Source organism: Streptomyces sp. NPDC058579, assembly GCF_042718575.1.
Classification (GTDB): Bacteria; Actinomycetota; Actinomycetes; order Streptomycetales; family Streptomycetaceae; genus Streptomyces.
Genome location: NZ_JBHXPI010000036.1, coordinates 20,409 through 34,797, shown reverse-complemented (window position 1 = coordinate 34,797; position 14,389 = coordinate 20,409). Strand labels below are relative to the sequence as shown.

The 14,389-nt window shown below is 68.1% G+C and carries 15 protein-coding genes and 2 tRNA genes; 8 read left to right on the top strand and 9 right to left on the bottom strand.

Annotated features, from left to right (window positions below):
• Positions 1 to 70: 70 nt before the first annotated feature.
• The 6 genes from ACFWRO_RS29155 to ACFWRO_RS29130 all read right to left on the bottom strand — a co-directional run bounded on the left by ACFWRO_RS29155 (position 71) and on the right by ACFWRO_RS29130 (position 2,143).
• Complete coding sequence (locus tag ACFWRO_RS29155) at positions 71 to 640, bottom strand: TetR/AcrR family transcriptional regulator (RefSeq protein ID WP_384515112.1); 570 nt, start codon at positions 638 to 640, stop codon at positions 71 to 73.
• Positions 641 to 731: 91 nt separating this feature from the next.
• Positions 732 to 1,160 (bottom strand): MaoC family dehydratase, encoded by a 429-nt coding sequence (locus ACFWRO_RS29150; protein ID WP_384515109.1) that lies wholly within the window; start codon positions 1,158 to 1,160, stop codon positions 732 to 734.
• A 3-nt stretch (positions 1,161 to 1,163) separates the two neighbouring features.
• Complete coding sequence (locus ACFWRO_RS29145; protein ID WP_384515106.1) at positions 1,164 to 1,616, bottom strand: MaoC family dehydratase N-terminal domain-containing protein; 453 nt, start codon at positions 1,614 to 1,616, stop codon at positions 1,164 to 1,166.
• A gap of 83 nt (positions 1,617 to 1,699) precedes the next feature.
• A complete protein-coding gene (gene rpmG, locus ACFWRO_RS29140; RefSeq protein WP_007265873.1) occupies positions 1,700 to 1,864 on the bottom strand; it encodes a 50S ribosomal protein L33 in 165 nt (54 codons plus the stop codon).
• An 89-nt stretch (positions 1,865 to 1,953) separates the two neighbouring features.
• Positions 1,954 to 2,026 (bottom strand) — tRNA-Met (locus tag ACFWRO_RS29135).
• Positions 2,027 to 2,070: 44 nt separating this feature from the next.
• Positions 2,071 to 2,143 (bottom strand) — tRNA-Thr (locus tag ACFWRO_RS29130).
• 275 nt (positions 2,144 to 2,418) lie between these two features.
• Between ACFWRO_RS29130 and ACFWRO_RS29125 the strand changes: the two genes are divergently transcribed.
• The 3 genes from ACFWRO_RS29125 (at position 2,419) to ACFWRO_RS29115 (ending at position 6,198) form a co-directional block, all read left to right on the top strand.
• Entirely contained in the window at positions 2,419 to 3,696 is a 1,278-nt protein-coding gene (locus tag ACFWRO_RS29125; RefSeq protein WP_384515103.1) for an amidohydrolase family protein, read from the top strand.
• A 2-nt stretch (positions 3,697 to 3,698) separates the two neighbouring features.
• The gene (locus ACFWRO_RS29120) at positions 3,699 to 4,355 is read left to right on the top strand and encodes an SDR family oxidoreductase (protein WP_384515100.1); all 657 of its coding nucleotides are present in this window, start codon (positions 3,699 to 3,701) and stop codon (positions 4,353 to 4,355) included.
• Positions 4,356 to 4,803: 448 nt separating this feature from the next.
• Positions 4,804 to 6,198 carry a hypothetical protein gene (locus ACFWRO_RS29115; protein WP_384515097.1) on the top strand — a complete coding sequence of 465 codons (1,395 nt, stop codon included), beginning with the start codon at positions 4,804 to 4,806 and terminating at the stop codon, positions 6,196 to 6,198.
• Between the two features lie 171 nt (positions 6,199 to 6,369).
• Here the strand turns inward: ACFWRO_RS29115 and ACFWRO_RS29110 are convergent, their stop codons facing one another.
• The 3 genes from ACFWRO_RS29110 to ACFWRO_RS29100 all read right to left on the bottom strand — a co-directional run bounded on the left by ACFWRO_RS29110 (position 6,370) and on the right by ACFWRO_RS29100 (position 9,109).
• Positions 6,370 to 6,948 carry a hypothetical protein gene (locus ACFWRO_RS29110; RefSeq protein ID WP_384515094.1) on the bottom strand — a complete coding sequence of 193 codons (579 nt, stop codon included), beginning with the start codon at positions 6,946 to 6,948 and terminating at the stop codon, positions 6,370 to 6,372.
• A 609-nt stretch (positions 6,949 to 7,557) separates the two neighbouring features.
• The gene (locus ACFWRO_RS29105) at positions 7,558 to 8,208 is read right to left on the bottom strand and encodes an HAD family hydrolase (RefSeq protein WP_384515092.1); all 651 of its coding nucleotides are present in this window, start codon (positions 8,206 to 8,208) and stop codon (positions 7,558 to 7,560) included.
• Positions 8,209 to 8,242: 34 nt separating this feature from the next.
• A complete protein-coding gene (locus tag ACFWRO_RS29100) occupies positions 8,243 to 9,109 on the bottom strand; it encodes a GntR family transcriptional regulator (RefSeq protein ID WP_384515089.1) in 867 nt (288 codons plus the stop codon).
• 478 nt (positions 9,110 to 9,587) lie between these two features.
• Between ACFWRO_RS29100 and ACFWRO_RS29095 the strand changes: the two genes are divergently transcribed.
• From ACFWRO_RS29095 to ACFWRO_RS29075, 5 genes are all read left to right on the top strand, one after another.
• Positions 9,588 to 9,881, top strand: a complete 294-nt coding sequence (locus ACFWRO_RS29095; RefSeq protein ID WP_384515087.1) for a hypothetical protein — start codon at positions 9,588 to 9,590, stop codon at positions 9,879 to 9,881.
• Positions 9,882 to 9,931: 50 nt separating this feature from the next.
• Positions 9,932 to 10,882, top strand: a complete 951-nt coding sequence (locus tag ACFWRO_RS29090) for a DUF2637 domain-containing protein (RefSeq protein WP_384515197.1) — start codon at positions 9,932 to 9,934, stop codon at positions 10,880 to 10,882.
• On the top strand, positions 10,879 to 11,529 hold the full coding sequence (locus ACFWRO_RS29085) for a GGDEF domain-containing protein (RefSeq protein ID WP_384515084.1): 651 nt from the start codon (positions 10,879 to 10,881) through the stop codon (positions 11,527 to 11,529). Before ACFWRO_RS29090 ends, ACFWRO_RS29085 begins: the two co-directional genes overlap by 4 nt.
• Positions 11,529 to 11,915, top strand: a complete 387-nt coding sequence (locus ACFWRO_RS29080; RefSeq protein WP_384515081.1) for an RRQRL motif-containing zinc-binding protein — start codon at positions 11,529 to 11,531, stop codon at positions 11,913 to 11,915. Before ACFWRO_RS29085 ends, ACFWRO_RS29080 begins: the two co-directional genes overlap by 1 nt.
• A 151-nt stretch (positions 11,916 to 12,066) precedes the next feature.
• On the top strand, positions 12,067 to 14,340 hold the full coding sequence (locus ACFWRO_RS29075; protein ID WP_384515078.1) for a cell division protein FtsK: 2,274 nt from the start codon (positions 12,067 to 12,069) through the stop codon (positions 14,338 to 14,340).
• The last annotated feature ends 49 nt before the right edge of the window (positions 14,341 to 14,389 follow it).

Sequence of the window (14,389 nt, the reverse complement as noted above, 5' to 3'; positions counted from 1 at the left end):
ACGCCACTTAGTTATTGATGACTAACTTCCGCGATCATGAGAATCCGCGGAGGAAGGACGACGCGTGGCGCTACTTCTCCAGCCGTCCGAGATTCCGGGCGGAGGGGTACAAGCCCTCCCAGACCCGGTGCTCGGGCGGGAATCCCATGGCGACGAGGGTGTTGATGAGCATCCCGTACGCCAGGAAGGTCGTGGTCTCGTTCACGTCGGCGCCGAGCGCGAGGTGGACGGTCTCCCAGAGCTCCATCCAGCCCGCTCGCACGGCCTCGCCGAACTCATGGTCGCCGGCCGCTTCGGCGGCGGCGACCGTCGTGTACACCTGCATCTGCATCAGGAGCCGGTCCGGGTCCTCGGCGACGATCCTGGTGTACGCGTTGGCCATGGCACGCAGGGCCTCCTCCCCCGACAGCCCCTCGGCGGCGTCCGCGAAGACCTTGATGGTGTCCGCGACGCAGCGCTCGGAGGCGGCGAGGAAGATCGCCTTCTTTCCGGGGAAGAGGCGGAAGAGGTACGGCTGCGAGACTCCGACGCGCTTGGCAATGGCCTCGGTGGACGTGCCGTAGTACCCGCCGCGACTGAACTCGCTCATCGCGGCACGGATCACACTCTCGCGTCGCTCCTCCGCACTCATCCTGGCCATATTTCGAAGTTAGTACTCAATCACTAACAGCGCAACCCGGAAGAAAAGGGCGACCGCGCACAGGCGGCCGCCCCTCCCGAAACCGGTCCGGTTACGCCAGCCTGACCACGGCCCGGGACATGCCCAGGACCTTCTGGCCGGCCGACATCGCGGTCAGGTCCACCCGGACCAGGCCGTCGTCCAGCTTCGCCGCGACCTTGGCGCTGACCTCGATCAGGGCGCCCTCGTCGTCGTTCGGCACGACCACGGGCTTGGTGAAGCGCACGCCGTACTCGACGACGGCGGCCGGGTCGCCGGCCCAGTCGGTGACGACGCGGACGGCCTCGGCCATGGTGAACATGCCGTGGGCGATGACGTCCGGCAGGCCGACCTCGCGGGCGAACTTCTCGTTCCAGTGGATCGGGTTGAAGTCCCCGGAGGCACCGGCGTACCGCACGAGCGTGGCGCGCGTCACGGGGAAGGTGGCCGTCGGCAGCTCGGTGCCGACCTCGACCTCGTCGTATGCGATCTTCGCGGTCATGGCTCAGGCCTCCTCGGGCGCGCGGGACACGAGCTTGGTCCAGGCGGTCACGACGTGCTCGCCGGTCGCGTCGTGGACCTCACCGCGGATGTCCAGGATGTCGTTGCCCGCCATCGACTTGATCGCCTCGATGGTCGTGGTGACCGAGAGCCGGTCCCCCGCCCGTACGGGACGGGTGTAGACGAACTTCTGGTCGCCGTGCACGACACGGCTGTAGTCCAGGCCCAGCTGCGGGTCCTCGACGACCTGACCGGCCGCCTTGAACGTGATCGCGAACGGGAAGGTCGGCGGGGCGATCACATCGGGGTGGCCGAGGGCCTTCGCCGCCTCCTGGTCGACGTAGGCGGGATTCGCGTCACCGATCGCCTCGGCGAACTCGCGGATCTTCTCCCGGCCGACCTCGTAGGGCGCGGTGGGCGGATAGGTCCGGCCCACGAAGGACTGGTCGAGCGCCATGGACTCGTTACCTCCTGTGCTTTGTTGCCGACAAACGACACGAGGCCGCCCCCTGGTGGGGACGGCCTCGTGTACGAGCCTGTTTAGCGCGTCTCGCGGTGCGCCGTGTGCGAGTTGCAGCGAGGGCAGTGCTTCTTCATCTCCATGCGATCCGGGTTGTTACGCCGGTTCTTCTTGGTGATGTAGTTCCGCTCCTTGCACTCCACGCAGGCCAGCGTGATCTTCGGGCGGACGTCGGTGGCAGCCACGTGAGTGCTCCTTGGACGGACGGATGGACGGATGAACGCATAAAAGAGTAGCCGATCGAAGGACCGACCCCACAATCGGCTACCGTGTGTAGCGGTGACCGGACTTGAACCGGTGACACAGCGATTATGAGCCGCTTGCTCTACCGACTGAGCTACACCGCTTTGATGATCTGGCTCCCACCCGAGGGTAGGTCCCTTCTCACCAGAGCCCCAATACGGAATCGAACCGTAGACCTTCTCCTTACCATGGAGACGCTCTACCGACTGAGCTATTGGGGCGAGCGATGAAGACATTACACGGTCCTCCGCCGATCGCCCAAATCCGTTTCGAAGCCCCACCGACGGGCACGCGCGCGTGCCTCGGACCGGCGCACGCGGGGGCTGACCACGCCCGTCCCGTACGCCACACGTACGCCACTCGTGGCACTCATCAGTACGACTATTGCCCACCTCCTCGAAGGGCGGGCGCCCCGCCCCTAGGCTCGGCCCCACGCTGCGTGATCTTGATCTTGAGCTGAACCTGACCGTGAGCTCGAGGAGCCTTGAGGAGGCCGATGTCAGCCGACAGCAAGCAGCCCCAGCCGCCCGACGACCGGTCCGCCGCCACCGCCGACTCCACCTCGCTCCTGCTCTCCAACGCCCGGCTCACGGACGGCCGGACGGTCGACGTACGCCTGGTCGGCGGCCGGATCGAGGCCGTGGGCACGGCGGGCAGCCTCACCGCCGTCGGAGCCCGCGTCGACCTGGCCGGCTATCTGCTGCTCCCCGCCCCCGCCGAGCCGCACGCGCACGCCGACACCGCGCTCAGCGCCGACTCCCCGGGCCCCGTCTCGTACGCCCCCGAGGAGGTGCAGCGGCGGGCCACCGAGGCCGCGCTGCTCCAGCTCGGCCACGGCTCGACCGCGCAGCGCGCCCACGTGCGGATCGGCGACGTCCACGGGCTCGGCCCGCTGGAGGCCGTGCTCCAGGCCCGGCGCTCGCTGCGCGGCCTGGTGGACCTGACCACGGTCGCGGTGCCCCGGCTGCTGACCGGCACGGCGGGCGCGGACGGGCTCGCGATGCTGCGGGACGCCGTGAAGATGGGCGCGAGCGTGGTGGGCGGCTGCCCGGACCTCGATCCGGACCCGGCGGGGTACGTGGAGGCGGTCCTGGAGGTGGCGGCCGAGCAGGGCTGCCCGGTCGACCTGCACACCGACGCGGACGACCCGGCGCGGCTGGCCCGGTTCGCGGCCATGGCGGGCGGGCTGCGGCCCGGCGTGACGATCGGCCCGTGCGCGGGCCTCTCCCGGCTGCCCCCGGACGCGGCGCGGCGGGCCGCGGACCAGTTGGCGGCGGCCGGCGTGACGGTCGTCTGCCTGCCGCAGGGCGGCTGCGAGGCGACCGAGCGGCGCGGGGCGGCGCCGGTGCGGCTGCTGCGGTCGGCGGGGGTGCTGCTCGCGGCCGGCAGCGGGGCGCTGCGGGACGTCTCGAACCCGGTGGGGCGCGGGGACCCGCTGGAGGCCGCGTATCTGCTGGCCTCGCTCGGCGGGATGGCGGTCGAGGACGCGTACGGGGCGGTCAGCGCGGCGGCGCGCACGGCGATGGGGCTCGCGGAGGTCCGGGTGGAGGCCGGGTTCCCGGCCGAGCTGCTCGCGGTGCGCGGGGAGCGCCTCTCGGGCGTGCTGTCGCTGGCGTACAGCCGGATCGTGGTGCACCGGGGCCGGGTGGTGGCGCGCACCAGCGCCGTACGGGAGTACTGCGACTCGGCGGCGGCGCTCGATCTGCCGCGCCAGGCCCGGCCGGAACGTCCGGAGCCGGGAAGCCCTCCGGCCGGTCCCGTCGTACGGTCGTGAGTATGCGCATTGTCATCGCTGGAGGACACGGTCAGATCGCCCTGCGTCTGGAGCGGCTGCTCTCGGCGGCGGGGCACGAGCCCGCGGGGCTCATCAGAAACCCGGCCCAGGCGGACGACCTGCGGGCGGCCGGCGCGGAACCGATCGTCCTGGACCTGGAGTCGGCCACCGCGGAGACGGTCGCGGCGGCCCTGCGGGGCGCGGACGCGGCGGTCTTCGCGGCGGGCGCGGGCCCGGGCAGCACCGTGGGCCGCAAGGACACGGTGGACCGCGGGGCGGCGGTCCTCTTCGCCGACGCGGCGGAACGGGCGGGAGTACGCCGGTACATCGTCGTCTCGTCGATGGGCGCCGACTCCGCGCACCCGGGCGACGAGGTCTTCGACATCTACCTGCGCGCCAAGGGCGCGGCGGACGACGACGTACGCGCGCGTGGCGCCCTGGACTGGACGATCCTGCGCCCCGGCATGCTGACGAACGACGCGGGCACGGGCCTGGTCCGCCTGGAGGCTGCGACGGGCCGGGGCCCCATCGCCCGCGACGACGTGGCAGCGGTCCTGGCGGAACTCCTGGACACCCCGGCGACGGCGGGCCTGACCCTGGAACTGATCGGCGGCTCGACCCCGGTCACGGTCGCGGTAAAGGCCGTAGCGGGCAACTGACCCCCACCCCGCCCCACTCCCCGGACAACGAAGAAGGTCCCCGGTGCGAACACCGGGGACCTTCTCTATCGCGTGGCGGCGCCAGGATTCGAACCTGGGTAGGCTAAGCCGACGGATTTACAGACTTCCGTTTCTCTGCCTTGCGGACTCGCACTGAACTGGGACGGAGCACCAAACGCTCTGCGAGTGACAGGCGTTCGTCCACGTGTCGTCCACAGTCCCGCAGCAAAGGGCCTGACTGTCAGCCCCAATGGGCACCTGCCGGTTCGCTCTGCCTCAAGATCAGGTCAGCCAAGAACGAGGCGCCGCCACCGTGCACCGGACCGTTTAGGGCCGTATCTGGCGCCCGCCGCCCGAGCATGGCCCAACAGGGACCTGCACTGAGATCGAGCGATCGCGCCCGCGCTTGAGCGCACGAACGTATCCTCCACGCATCAGGGGAGGGCACATGGTGATCAAGAACCTCAGGCAGGGCGACGCTTTGGCCGGCCTACTCATTGACGGGGCACCCGAAACGCCCTACGTCGGGGCCACGCTCACCTACGACGAGCAGAACGGGATCCGCATCGAAGTCCCTTTCCTGTACGCCGCAGACACCGATCAATTTGATCATGTCAGGCAGTGGTTCACGAGCGAACGCCCTCCACGCAACCTCCAGTTCGTGACGAACTCCAAAACGTATTCGCTATTTGGATGCCGCTACGCGGGCCACACGATGACTTCCGGATCCAGCTTCACCCTTGCGTTGATCCAGCCTCAGGAAGTCGTATCAGGGATCAGGGAGGGGAACCTAGCCGACCCTCTGGAAGTCAGGGAATTCTATTCCGATCTGGACGGACTTGCCGAGTGGACGAATCTTCGATCGGTAAGACATGAGGCACGGGCGGGCGAAGATGGGAGAATCCAGCAGTTCACCATTACCGCCGGAAAACCCGAGTCCATCCAGTGGATGCAAGGCGAAGCTCAAATGGAGCTCCGTACAGGATGGTTCACTGGATCAAAGGACCGAGAGTCCAAAGTTGAGGAATGGGTCACCCTAGGAAGCGCGTTCGATACGCCCGTTCCCCTTGATCGCCATTTCATCGAGCATAGAAAAGTCTCCTCATTTCTTAAGTTCCTGTTCGGCGGCCAGGTCGCGTTTCGAAAGCATCGAGTGAGCGATTACCGCTTCGCGAGCCAAACCCCATCAAGCGAGTCGAAGGCTCGACTCCCCCCGCTCGACCTGATCAGCCGTCGCACCTTCAAGGAGTCTTCCAGCCCCAAGCCGAGTAAGAGATCCCTGCTACCCCTTGCCCCCCTCGCGGAGGTGGGCATAGAGGGACTTGAGTCGTGGGCCAGGTCGTACGACCAGTGGGGGCGTTTCATCCATCCGGCGGAAAGCGCACTCAGCAGGCAGGGAGATGCCCTGGAGAACAACGTAATCAGCTTTTCGATGAGCCTTGAGGCAGCAGGGCATCTCTTCGGCGCCGTAGCCGGAGAAGAAGGGACTCTACAGAAGAACGGGAAGGCCACGACATCCACCTACTCATACCGTTGCATTTCTTCGCTCGGGATTGATTGCGAAGGCATCGCAGCATCCACTGTTGGCCTTGCAAAGGCGCTCTCAAATAACTACAACACGATCAAGCACTTCGACCGCGGGGAATTTCCAGACCCAACAGAAACCTACCTTGTCAGCGAAGTTCTGAAGATGACATCGCGACTGATCGCCCTGAGAATCGCCAACCTGAGCGACAGTGTGCGCGAATCTGCGGCGAGACGACTTGGAGCTGATGTGAAACAGGCGTTCGCCCACACAGGGCGCCACATCAGTGACTCTGGGCAATTCGTCGGAACCAAGTAGGCAGGCCAGGGCTGAGTGCAGTCGCGGCGGCCACCACCGTGGCCCACGCCGCGTTCTCCGTGTCCGGGCTTCGGGGTGTCGGACGGGATAGCCGTTCCCTCCAGAGGGAGACGAGCACCGCAAAGGTGACCTCCCGGCCCAGTCTGAGACGGCTGTCGAGCGGCGGGAATGCTACCGAAATGTGTTGAAGATTAGCCACGCGCGTCGCAGCCGCGCATGAAACGACCAACCTTTGATAGGTGGATCGACCCTCACAAGGGGCTCATTCACAGCCTGGAATTCGTGCGAGTTGCGGTCGTACCCGGCGAACGAGGAAACGAACGCATTCTGGGTGATCCTTGCAGGCCACAGGGGACTCTCTTTGTCGCTCAGCAACCCCAAGATCAACCACCCCAGTCCGCCAAGGATCGCTACCGACACCCACTGTGTCAGGGTGTCGCTGTCAGCTTCGGGCAACGCACTCTTGAAGTGGACCTGGGCTAGAACCACCACCCAGATCGCCCCGGCAGATGCCATGGCCCCGATGGCTACCGGCGCAGCAAGCCAGAGTTGAATTAACAACACTGCAAGTACTGGGACCCGGTCTATCACGCCGCGACCCACCACAAGGCAGAAGAATCCGAGCGCGAGCAGCACCCCCGACAGCCACAAGGGCCACCAGACTTCTCGAACAGCTGCGTAATAGATGCCGGGCCCCGCGGCGACAGCAACCACCTTGGGCGACTTTGGCGCTTGCTCCTCGTCATCCATCCGATCATGGACAGTTGATAGGAGAACCGCTGCCGTCCCAACAATGGGGAGGCTCATGCTCACAAATGGTGATCAGGGATCCCCCCGGCCCGTGCGGACGAGTAATGAGGGGTGAGATTGGCTCTTCCAGGGTGCACTTCGAGTCGCAAGCAACGAGCAACGCTGTAGCAGCGAGCCCCAAGGCGGACGCCGCTGTCGACAGATCAAGCAGAGTTCTCCTGGTTGGCCGAGCATCGTCCTCGACGGCGCGCTCTCTGATTTGAGTCAGACGGTGCCCAATCAGAAGGACATCTCCTGCCAGGGAGCGTAGATCGTGAACAAGCTCCGCATCCGAGTCCTGCGCAAGGATCTTATCCAGGGGGTCGTGCACAAGCTCGGTCCTTTCGCTCCTGTCACTCCAACCCTGCGAGAGTGGCCTTCCCTGCTGTCCGTGGCGGGGAGGCTTACGGCACTAGGTCAATGAGTTCACTCGGCCGGTTGAGCTGCTGGATCACGGCGGTCACGGAAACTCTGTCAACGAGGATTGCGGAGGCCATGGCCCCGAAGTCCAGCGCGAGGCCCGCTAGCACCCCGCCTCACCCAGGCGCCGCCAACATGGCCCATAGGGCATCAGGGCCTCGGTTCCGCGAGTGCCCGCGCGATGGCGCTCATGTCGAGAACAATCGCGTCCGCGCCGGCCTCGTCGAGAGTCGCCTCCTTCGCCGGTTTGTTGGCGAAACCGATACTCGTCGCCGCGGCTGCTCGGGCCGCCTCGATGTCGGACACAGAGTCTCCGATGAGGACGGTCCGCTCTGGGGTGGAGCCGAGGAGCGCGGCGGCTTCGAGCAGGGGATGAGGCGACGGCTTCATGAGGTCCGGCCTCAGGACTGGGCGGCCGACTACCTCGTCAACGACGCCAAGGAGGCCGTTCGACGAGAGGTAGGCGCGCACGCACTCAGCCGAGTTGTTGCTCACGACCGCCACACGCCTTCCCGACTCGCACGCGGCCTTCATCGCTTCGACGGCACCCTCGGTGGGTAGCCCGGCAACAGCAACAGCCCTCACCTCCGCCGCAGTGAGCGCGGCCTCGACGGCCGCAAGGACACTCTTCCCGGCCTGCACCGAGAGCTGGTGGACTTCCATCGGGTCGTCCGTGGCACGCGCCTGGCGCTCAAGCTCCGGTGCCAGTTCGGTGAGGAGGTCCGAGAGCTCTCGGGCGACGCCCGGGGCCGGGACCCCCCGGAATACGTGGCAGATGGGACCGTCAAAGTCGAACAACACGGCATCGCATCGTTCGAGCAGGCCCGTCAGAGGGTCAGAGCGCATCCGGTGTGCGGTCCCTTCCGATCGTCTCCCACACACTGTCGAACCACATCTGTGCCTGCTCTACCTGCTGCGCCCCGCTAGACGAGTCGCCCTCGTTGACGGAGTGGTGGAACAGGATCGTGTCCTTGCCCACGAGGTCGAAAATCTCGATGGCTTCACCTTGCGCGACCACCTTGTTAGGCCGGATGGGGTAGTAGCCGAAGAACGCGTCTTCCTTGTTGATCACGTAGAGCTTGAAGAACTGCGTGCCGCTGTGGACGCGGACGCTGACGCTGCTCTCCTGGACAAGGCCCAGGTGTTCAAGCTCGCTTATCGAGTCCGAGATGCTGCGGGTGTAGCTGGCCATGATGTCGTGCATTCGCGCTCGTAGACGCGGGTCATCGGCGCAGTCCTCTCGACGTACTGGCGCTGCCTGAGGGACAGCCATGTCGGGTACGAGGATCCTGATTCGGATGCTCGTGGGCGTGAGCCGTCCGACGCGAATCTTGTCGAGCGGCTCTTGCAGAGCCCCGTGAAGGGTCTCGCTCGAGAACCCGGCGAAGTCGATCGTCACCTGTCGACTGGCGAATGCCTGCTCGACGTATGGCCGGAGGCCCGCCGGCCGCTCGGTCCGATTCCGGACGAAGACTCCACTGCCCTTGCGTGAGACGACGAGCCCTTCGTCTTCCAGGTCGCGGATCGCGCGCTGAATCGTGGCGCGCGCGAATCCGTAGTGCTCCGTCAGCTTCGCGTGCGACGGCAGCTTCTCCCCGGGCCCCAACTTCCTGGTGCGGATTGCCGCGCCCAGGCTGCGGGCCACCTGCTCGTACGGCGGTCGATCGTCGTCCGGGTCCAGAGGCTCAAGCACGAAGTTCATGCCTCGATGCTACGGCCAACCTGACTATCTGGACAGCTTGGATAGCCAAGTGTTGACGTGGCTAGCCAGGCTGGCTACGTTGTTCTCGTACCCACCGGGCTAGCCAAGTAAGTCAGGCTGAACGGGTGAGCTGTGTCCTCATCGACGCAGGTCAGGGCATGTGCCGCCCAGAGGAGCCCGTGAAACGGCTTCGAAGGAAGCGGTCGTTCCTTGAGAACTGAACAGCGTGATGAGGGTTCGCCGCCTGTCCTTGGCACAACAAGGCGGCCGGCGCGGCAAAGGTCCGCGCGACACAACCCCACCGCAGCTTCACGCTGCGGCCGGTTGCCTCCTCCGCCCGTCCGGCCCTCACGGGTCCCGTACGGGTGGGGCTGAGGGGAGCCGGTAGCTACTGGCCCCACGCCCCGGAGCGGCTGCCTCTCACCACGGACCGAGGCCGCTTCCGGTGTCCCTTCGAGACCACCAGGAGTGATCAGGCATGCGTATGTACATCGGCGGTCATCAGGCCGTCAGCAGCACCGATTTCGTGGAACTCGCCCTCGGTACCCCGGTGGAGCTGTGGCTCGGGGTGGAGGGCGAGAGCGAGATGGAGCGCGCGGCGCGGCTGGACGCGGCGCGCGACATCCTCGCGGACAACCCGAGCCTGCCGGACGACGTGTCCCGGGTCGCCGCCGAGGCGATCGAGGCGTTCGCGCCGGAGCTGTTCAACGTCGTCCCGCTGGTCCGGCCGGCCGCCCGCCGGAACCGTCCCCGGAAGGGAGCGGCGGCGTGACCGCCCTGGTCGAGGAGCGCCCGGGTGTTCCGCCGCTCACGCGTCCGGAGATGGGCCTCGCCGGCGTCGGCGCACTCGCTGCGGCCGGCGTCGGCGCGCTCGGGCTGATCTCCTCGTTCGACGCCGTGTCGGCCGCCGCGCTGCGCTGGGGTTTCGGTGAGCCGTGGATGCTGCCGGTCGGCATCGACGTGGCGATCCCGGTGTTCACGGTGGCCAACCTGTTGCTGATCCGGATGGACATGGCCCTGGCATGGGTCAGGTTCGTTCCCTGGGTCCTCACCCTGGTCACCTGTGGGCTGAACGTCGCCGCGGGGCAGGGGGTGTGGGCGAGGGTCGCGCACGGCACGATGCCGCTGTTGTGGGTGGTGTTTTCCGAGATCGGCGCGCACGTCTACGCCGTACGGATCGGGGCCGCGACCGGCCGGCGGATGGACAAGATCCGTGCCTCCCGCTGGCTGCTCGCGTTCCCCTCGACGTTCTCGTTGTGGCGTCGGATGACGCTGTGGGAGATCACCTCCTACGCGGACGCTCTCGCCCGTGAGAAGGAGCGGCAGCTCGCCCGTGCCGACCTGCGCGAGCAGTACGGCCGGCGCTGGAGGTCGAAGACTCCACGGCGTGAGCGTGTCCTGCTCCGCCTCGGCGACCTCGCCCCTGAGGGGGCCGAACCGGACCCCGGACCGGTGGCCGTCGAAGCCGAGGCCACGATGGCGTCCCCGACGCCTCAGGAGCCGGAGGAGCGGGCGCCGCGCAAGCGCCCGACCCGCGCCAAATCGAAGGCGACGAAGGCGCCCCGGACAGCGGCTGAGCTACTGACCGAGGCTCGCGCGCTGACGGCCGAGTGGGCTGACGACGCGATCAATGCCGAGGCGATCCGTACCGCGCTGCGCTGCTCGGCCGCGAACTCCCGCACCGTGCGGGATGCGTTGCTCGCCGAGCGGGCCGACGCCCGGCCGCTTCACTCCATCGAGACCGTCGAGACGGCCGAGGAGGTCGCCGCATGAACACCCTCTTAACCGTCCTCGCGGCGGCCGGGCCGCTCGCTGCCGGATGGTCGGGCCATGTCCTGTGGCTGCTTCGTCGGCTCCGTACCGCTCGCCGTGACCCGCTGACCGGTCTGCGGACCCGTGAGGGCTTCACCCGCCGTGCCACCGCGCTTCTGCGCGATGAGCGGGCGGTGGTGGTCCTGGCGGACGTCGACCACTTCAAGCAGATCAACGACCGTCACGGCCACGCGGCCGGAGACGCGCTGCTGAAGGCCACCGCTGACCGGCTCGCTCACTACGTCGGCCGTCACGGTGTCGCCGGACGGCTCGGGGGCGATGAGTTCGCCGCCGTCGTCATCGACGCCCACGGCACCGTCGCGGACCTCCTGGCCGTCCTCCACGGCGTGCTCGCCCGCCCCGCCGACGACACCAACCCGCACGTGGCCACCACGGTGTCGCTCGGTTGGGTCCGCGCCGCCGACCACCAGGGCGAGGACCTGTCCGCGCTGCTCGGCCGGGCGGATGAGGCGATGTACGCGGCGAAGCAGGCACGGGCCGGGGTTCGGCGGGCGGGGCTGGGGCGGCTGTTCGCCACGGTGGCCGGCCGCCGCTCCGGACGACGCGGCGCCCGCACCGACGCCCCGGCGATCGTGGCGGCTGCCTGATGTCCCCGACGTTCGGCAAGTGCTTCGACCCGACCGGCGCGAAGTACGGGATTCCGACCTACCCCTGGCGCTACGCCCCCGACGGCTACGCCACCCGCCGCCAACTCCGCGCCCTCGGCCTGCGCCCCGGTGGTCAGCCGGTGGCTGCTCAGGTCATGCGCCGCAGCCGCGGCCGCAAGTCGGGCGTCCTGGTCGGCCACCTCTACCGGGTCGACTTGGCCAAGCCCGTGCGGCCGATGACGTCGCGCAAGTGGGGCGCGCTCGCCCTGGCGATGCTCGCCCGCCGCACCTGCCCGCAGTGCCGCACAGATGCCGGATATGTAATCCCCACCTCGCTCGGCACCTGCGTCCCCTGCGCCTACCCCGACGAACAGCGCACCGCCTGAACACGAGGCGTGAATCTAAGGCCAGAGCTAGCAGAAAGTCGTGCTAGTTACGGCCCTTGCGGCGCCTCACGACTCCCGTACGGGCCCGGTCGCCCACCTTCCACAGCACGCGTCCGGGCCCGCCGTTCCCTCCCGAGAGAAGGAAGCTTCAGTGAAGCACCCCGACGAAGAGAACGAGTTCTTCAACCGACTCGAAGCCGACATGGCCGCCGACTGGACGGTCGACGAGGGGGCCGACGTGGTCGACCTCGACAAGGCCCGCACCGCCCGCAGCGAGTCGGCCGACCCGAGCACCCGACCCGGCGCCGACGCGTCGCCCGACTCCCGCCCCAACGAGTCGAGCCGCACCATGACGGACGGGTCGGCCGACCCGGACGACGACGGATCGGCGAGCGTGATGGTCGACGGCCCTACCCCGACGGGACCGGGTCTGATGGACCGGGTCCGGGGCGGCAAGCGTCGCGACGTGATCCCCGGATGGGCCCGCTCGAAGCCGGAGTTCCTGGACGCGCTCGGGTGGCTGGGTGGGTACGCGTGGCACACCGCCGCGTTCCACACGGTCCGGCTGCCCTGGTACAGCCTGCGCCTCGCGTTCCAAGCCCCTGCTGGTGCGGCGAAGCTCATCGGTGGTGCGATGCGCTGGGTGGCCGACGCGGAGGGGGAGCCGCTGCGGCAGGTCGCCGCGCGGCGCGAGGACGTCGAGCAGTACCTGAAGCTCTCCCGGCAGCGTGACAACCGGGTCAAGCTCCGGGGCATCCTTGCCGTCCTCGGTCTCATCCTCGGCCCCGTCGTCGCCCTCCTGCTCTACGTCCTGGCCCCTGCCTGGCTCACGGTCATCGCGGTGGCGGTGCTGACGGTCGGACTCGGGTTCCTGGGTGCCCCGTCGGACAAGCCGGTCATCTCCCGCGCGGTGGTGGCGACGGAGGTGGAGCGGCTGACGTCCGGGATCGTGGAGCGTGCCCTCGGCGCGCTCGGCATCGCCGAGATCAACAAGGCTCTGGCGAAGGGTGGGGAGGGCATCAAGTTTCCCGCGCCGATCACCCGCGACGGCCCCGGCTGGCGCGCGGACGTCGACCTGCCCTATGGCGTGACGGTGCCGGACATCCTGGACCGGCGCGAGAAGCTCGCCTCCGGTCTGCGGCGCCCGCTCGGCTGTGTGTGGCCGGAGCCGGTGGCCGATGAGCACGCCGGCCGGATGATGCTCTGGGTCGGCGACAAGGCGTTGAACAAGACGCCGAAGGCGCCGTGGCCGCTGGCCAAGGGCGGGGAAGTGTCGCTGTTCAAGCCGCTGCCGTTCGGCACCGACCAGCGCGGCCGGAACGTCGACATCACGGTGATGTACGACAACGTCCTGATCGGCGCCATGCCGGGCATGGGCAAGACGTTCTCCCTGCGTACGCCCCTGCTGGCCGCTGCGCTGGATCCGTTGGCGGAGCTGCTGATCTGGGAGCTGAAGGGCACCGGCGACCTGGAGCCGCTGAAGAAGGTCGCCGCCGACTACGGCTCCGGCCCCGACGACGAGACCTGCGCCGCCGCACTGGACTCGATCCGCTACGTCCACAAGGACCTGGAGCGTAGGGCGAAGGTGATCGCCTCGCTGCCGAAGGACAAGTGCCCGGAGAACAAGGTGATCCCCTCGCTCGCGGGCAACCGGTCGCTGGGGCTGCACCCGCTGGTTCTCGCGGTTGATGAGTGCCAGGAGCTGTTCTCCCACGAGAAGTACGGCAAGGAAGCCGGGGCCCTGTGCACGGCCATCATCAAGCGCGGCCGCGCCCTCGGGGTGATTCTCCTGCTCGCGACGCAGCGCCCGGACAAGGACTCGCTGCCGCCCGCGATCAGCGCGAACGTCGGTACGCGGTTCTGCCTGCGGGTCATGGGCCAGATCGAGAACGACATGATCCTCGGCACCTCCACGTACAAGAACGGCATCCGCGCGACGTCGTTCACGAAGTCGGACAAGGGCATCGGCTACCTGGTCGGGGCCTCCGACGATCCGCAGATCGTCCGCGGCTACTACATGGACAACCCCGCAGCCGACGCCATCTGCGACCGCGCCCGCAAGGCCCGCGTCGACGCCGGCACCCTCACCGGGCTCGCGGCCGGCATCGCGCCGGAGCGGCGGGCGGCGGCGGACACGCTGCTTGATGATGTCCTCGCCGTCACACCCGCGGATGAGGCGAAGCCGTGGAACGACGTCACGGTGGACCGGCTCGCCGAGCTGCGGCCGGAGCTGTACGGGGCGTGGGCGGAGATGGAGCCCGCCGAGAAGGCCCGCCAGCTCACCACCGCGCTCAAGCCGTACGGCGTGACCACCGGCCAGGTGGCGCGCCGGATCAATGGCAAGACCGTCAACCGGACCGGGTTCGAGCGCTCCCGCATCCCCACCGCGATCGCGGAGCGTGACCGGAAGCGGGACGCGAGCTGAGCCCGATGGGCCTCTAGCGCTAGGGGTCGGACCCTCTAGCGCTAGAGGT

Coding starts and splice junctions, on each gene's coding strand:
- ACFWRO_RS29110 (WP_384515094.1), bottom strand. CDS start 6,948: ATGGATGACGAGGAGCAAGCGCCAAAGTCGCCCAAGGTGGTTGCTGTC.
- ACFWRO_RS29095 (WP_384515087.1), top strand. CDS start 9,588: ATGCGTATGTACATCGGCGGTCATCAGGCCGTCAGCAGCACCGATTTC.
- ACFWRO_RS29085 (WP_384515084.1), top strand. CDS start 10,879: ATGAACACCCTCTTAACCGTCCTCGCGGCGGCCGGGCCGCTCGCTGCC.
- ACFWRO_RS29145 (WP_384515106.1), bottom strand. CDS start 1,616: ATGGCGCTCGACCAGTCCTTCGTGGGCCGGACCTATCCGCCCACCGCG.
- ACFWRO_RS29155 (WP_384515112.1), bottom strand. CDS start 640: ATGGCCAGGATGAGTGCGGAGGAGCGACGCGAGAGTGTGATCCGTGCC.
- ACFWRO_RS29115 (WP_384515097.1), top strand. CDS start 4,804: ATGGTGATCAAGAACCTCAGGCAGGGCGACGCTTTGGCCGGCCTACTC.
- ACFWRO_RS29090 (WP_384515197.1), top strand. CDS start 9,932: ATGGGCCTCGCCGGCGTCGGCGCACTCGCTGCGGCCGGCGTCGGCGCG.
- ACFWRO_RS29150 (WP_384515109.1), bottom strand. CDS start 1,160: ATGACCGCGAAGATCGCATACGACGAGGTCGAGGTCGGCACCGAGCTG.
- ACFWRO_RS29125 (WP_384515103.1), top strand. CDS start 2,419: ATGTCAGCCGACAGCAAGCAGCCCCAGCCGCCCGACGACCGGTCCGCC.
- ACFWRO_RS29100 (WP_384515089.1), bottom strand. CDS start 9,109: ATGAACTTCGTGCTTGAGCCTCTGGACCCGGACGACGATCGACCGCCG.
- ACFWRO_RS29120 (WP_384515100.1), top strand. CDS start 3,699: ATGCGCATTGTCATCGCTGGAGGACACGGTCAGATCGCCCTGCGTCTG.
- ACFWRO_RS29080 (WP_384515081.1), top strand. CDS start 11,529: ATGTCCCCGACGTTCGGCAAGTGCTTCGACCCGACCGGCGCGAAGTAC.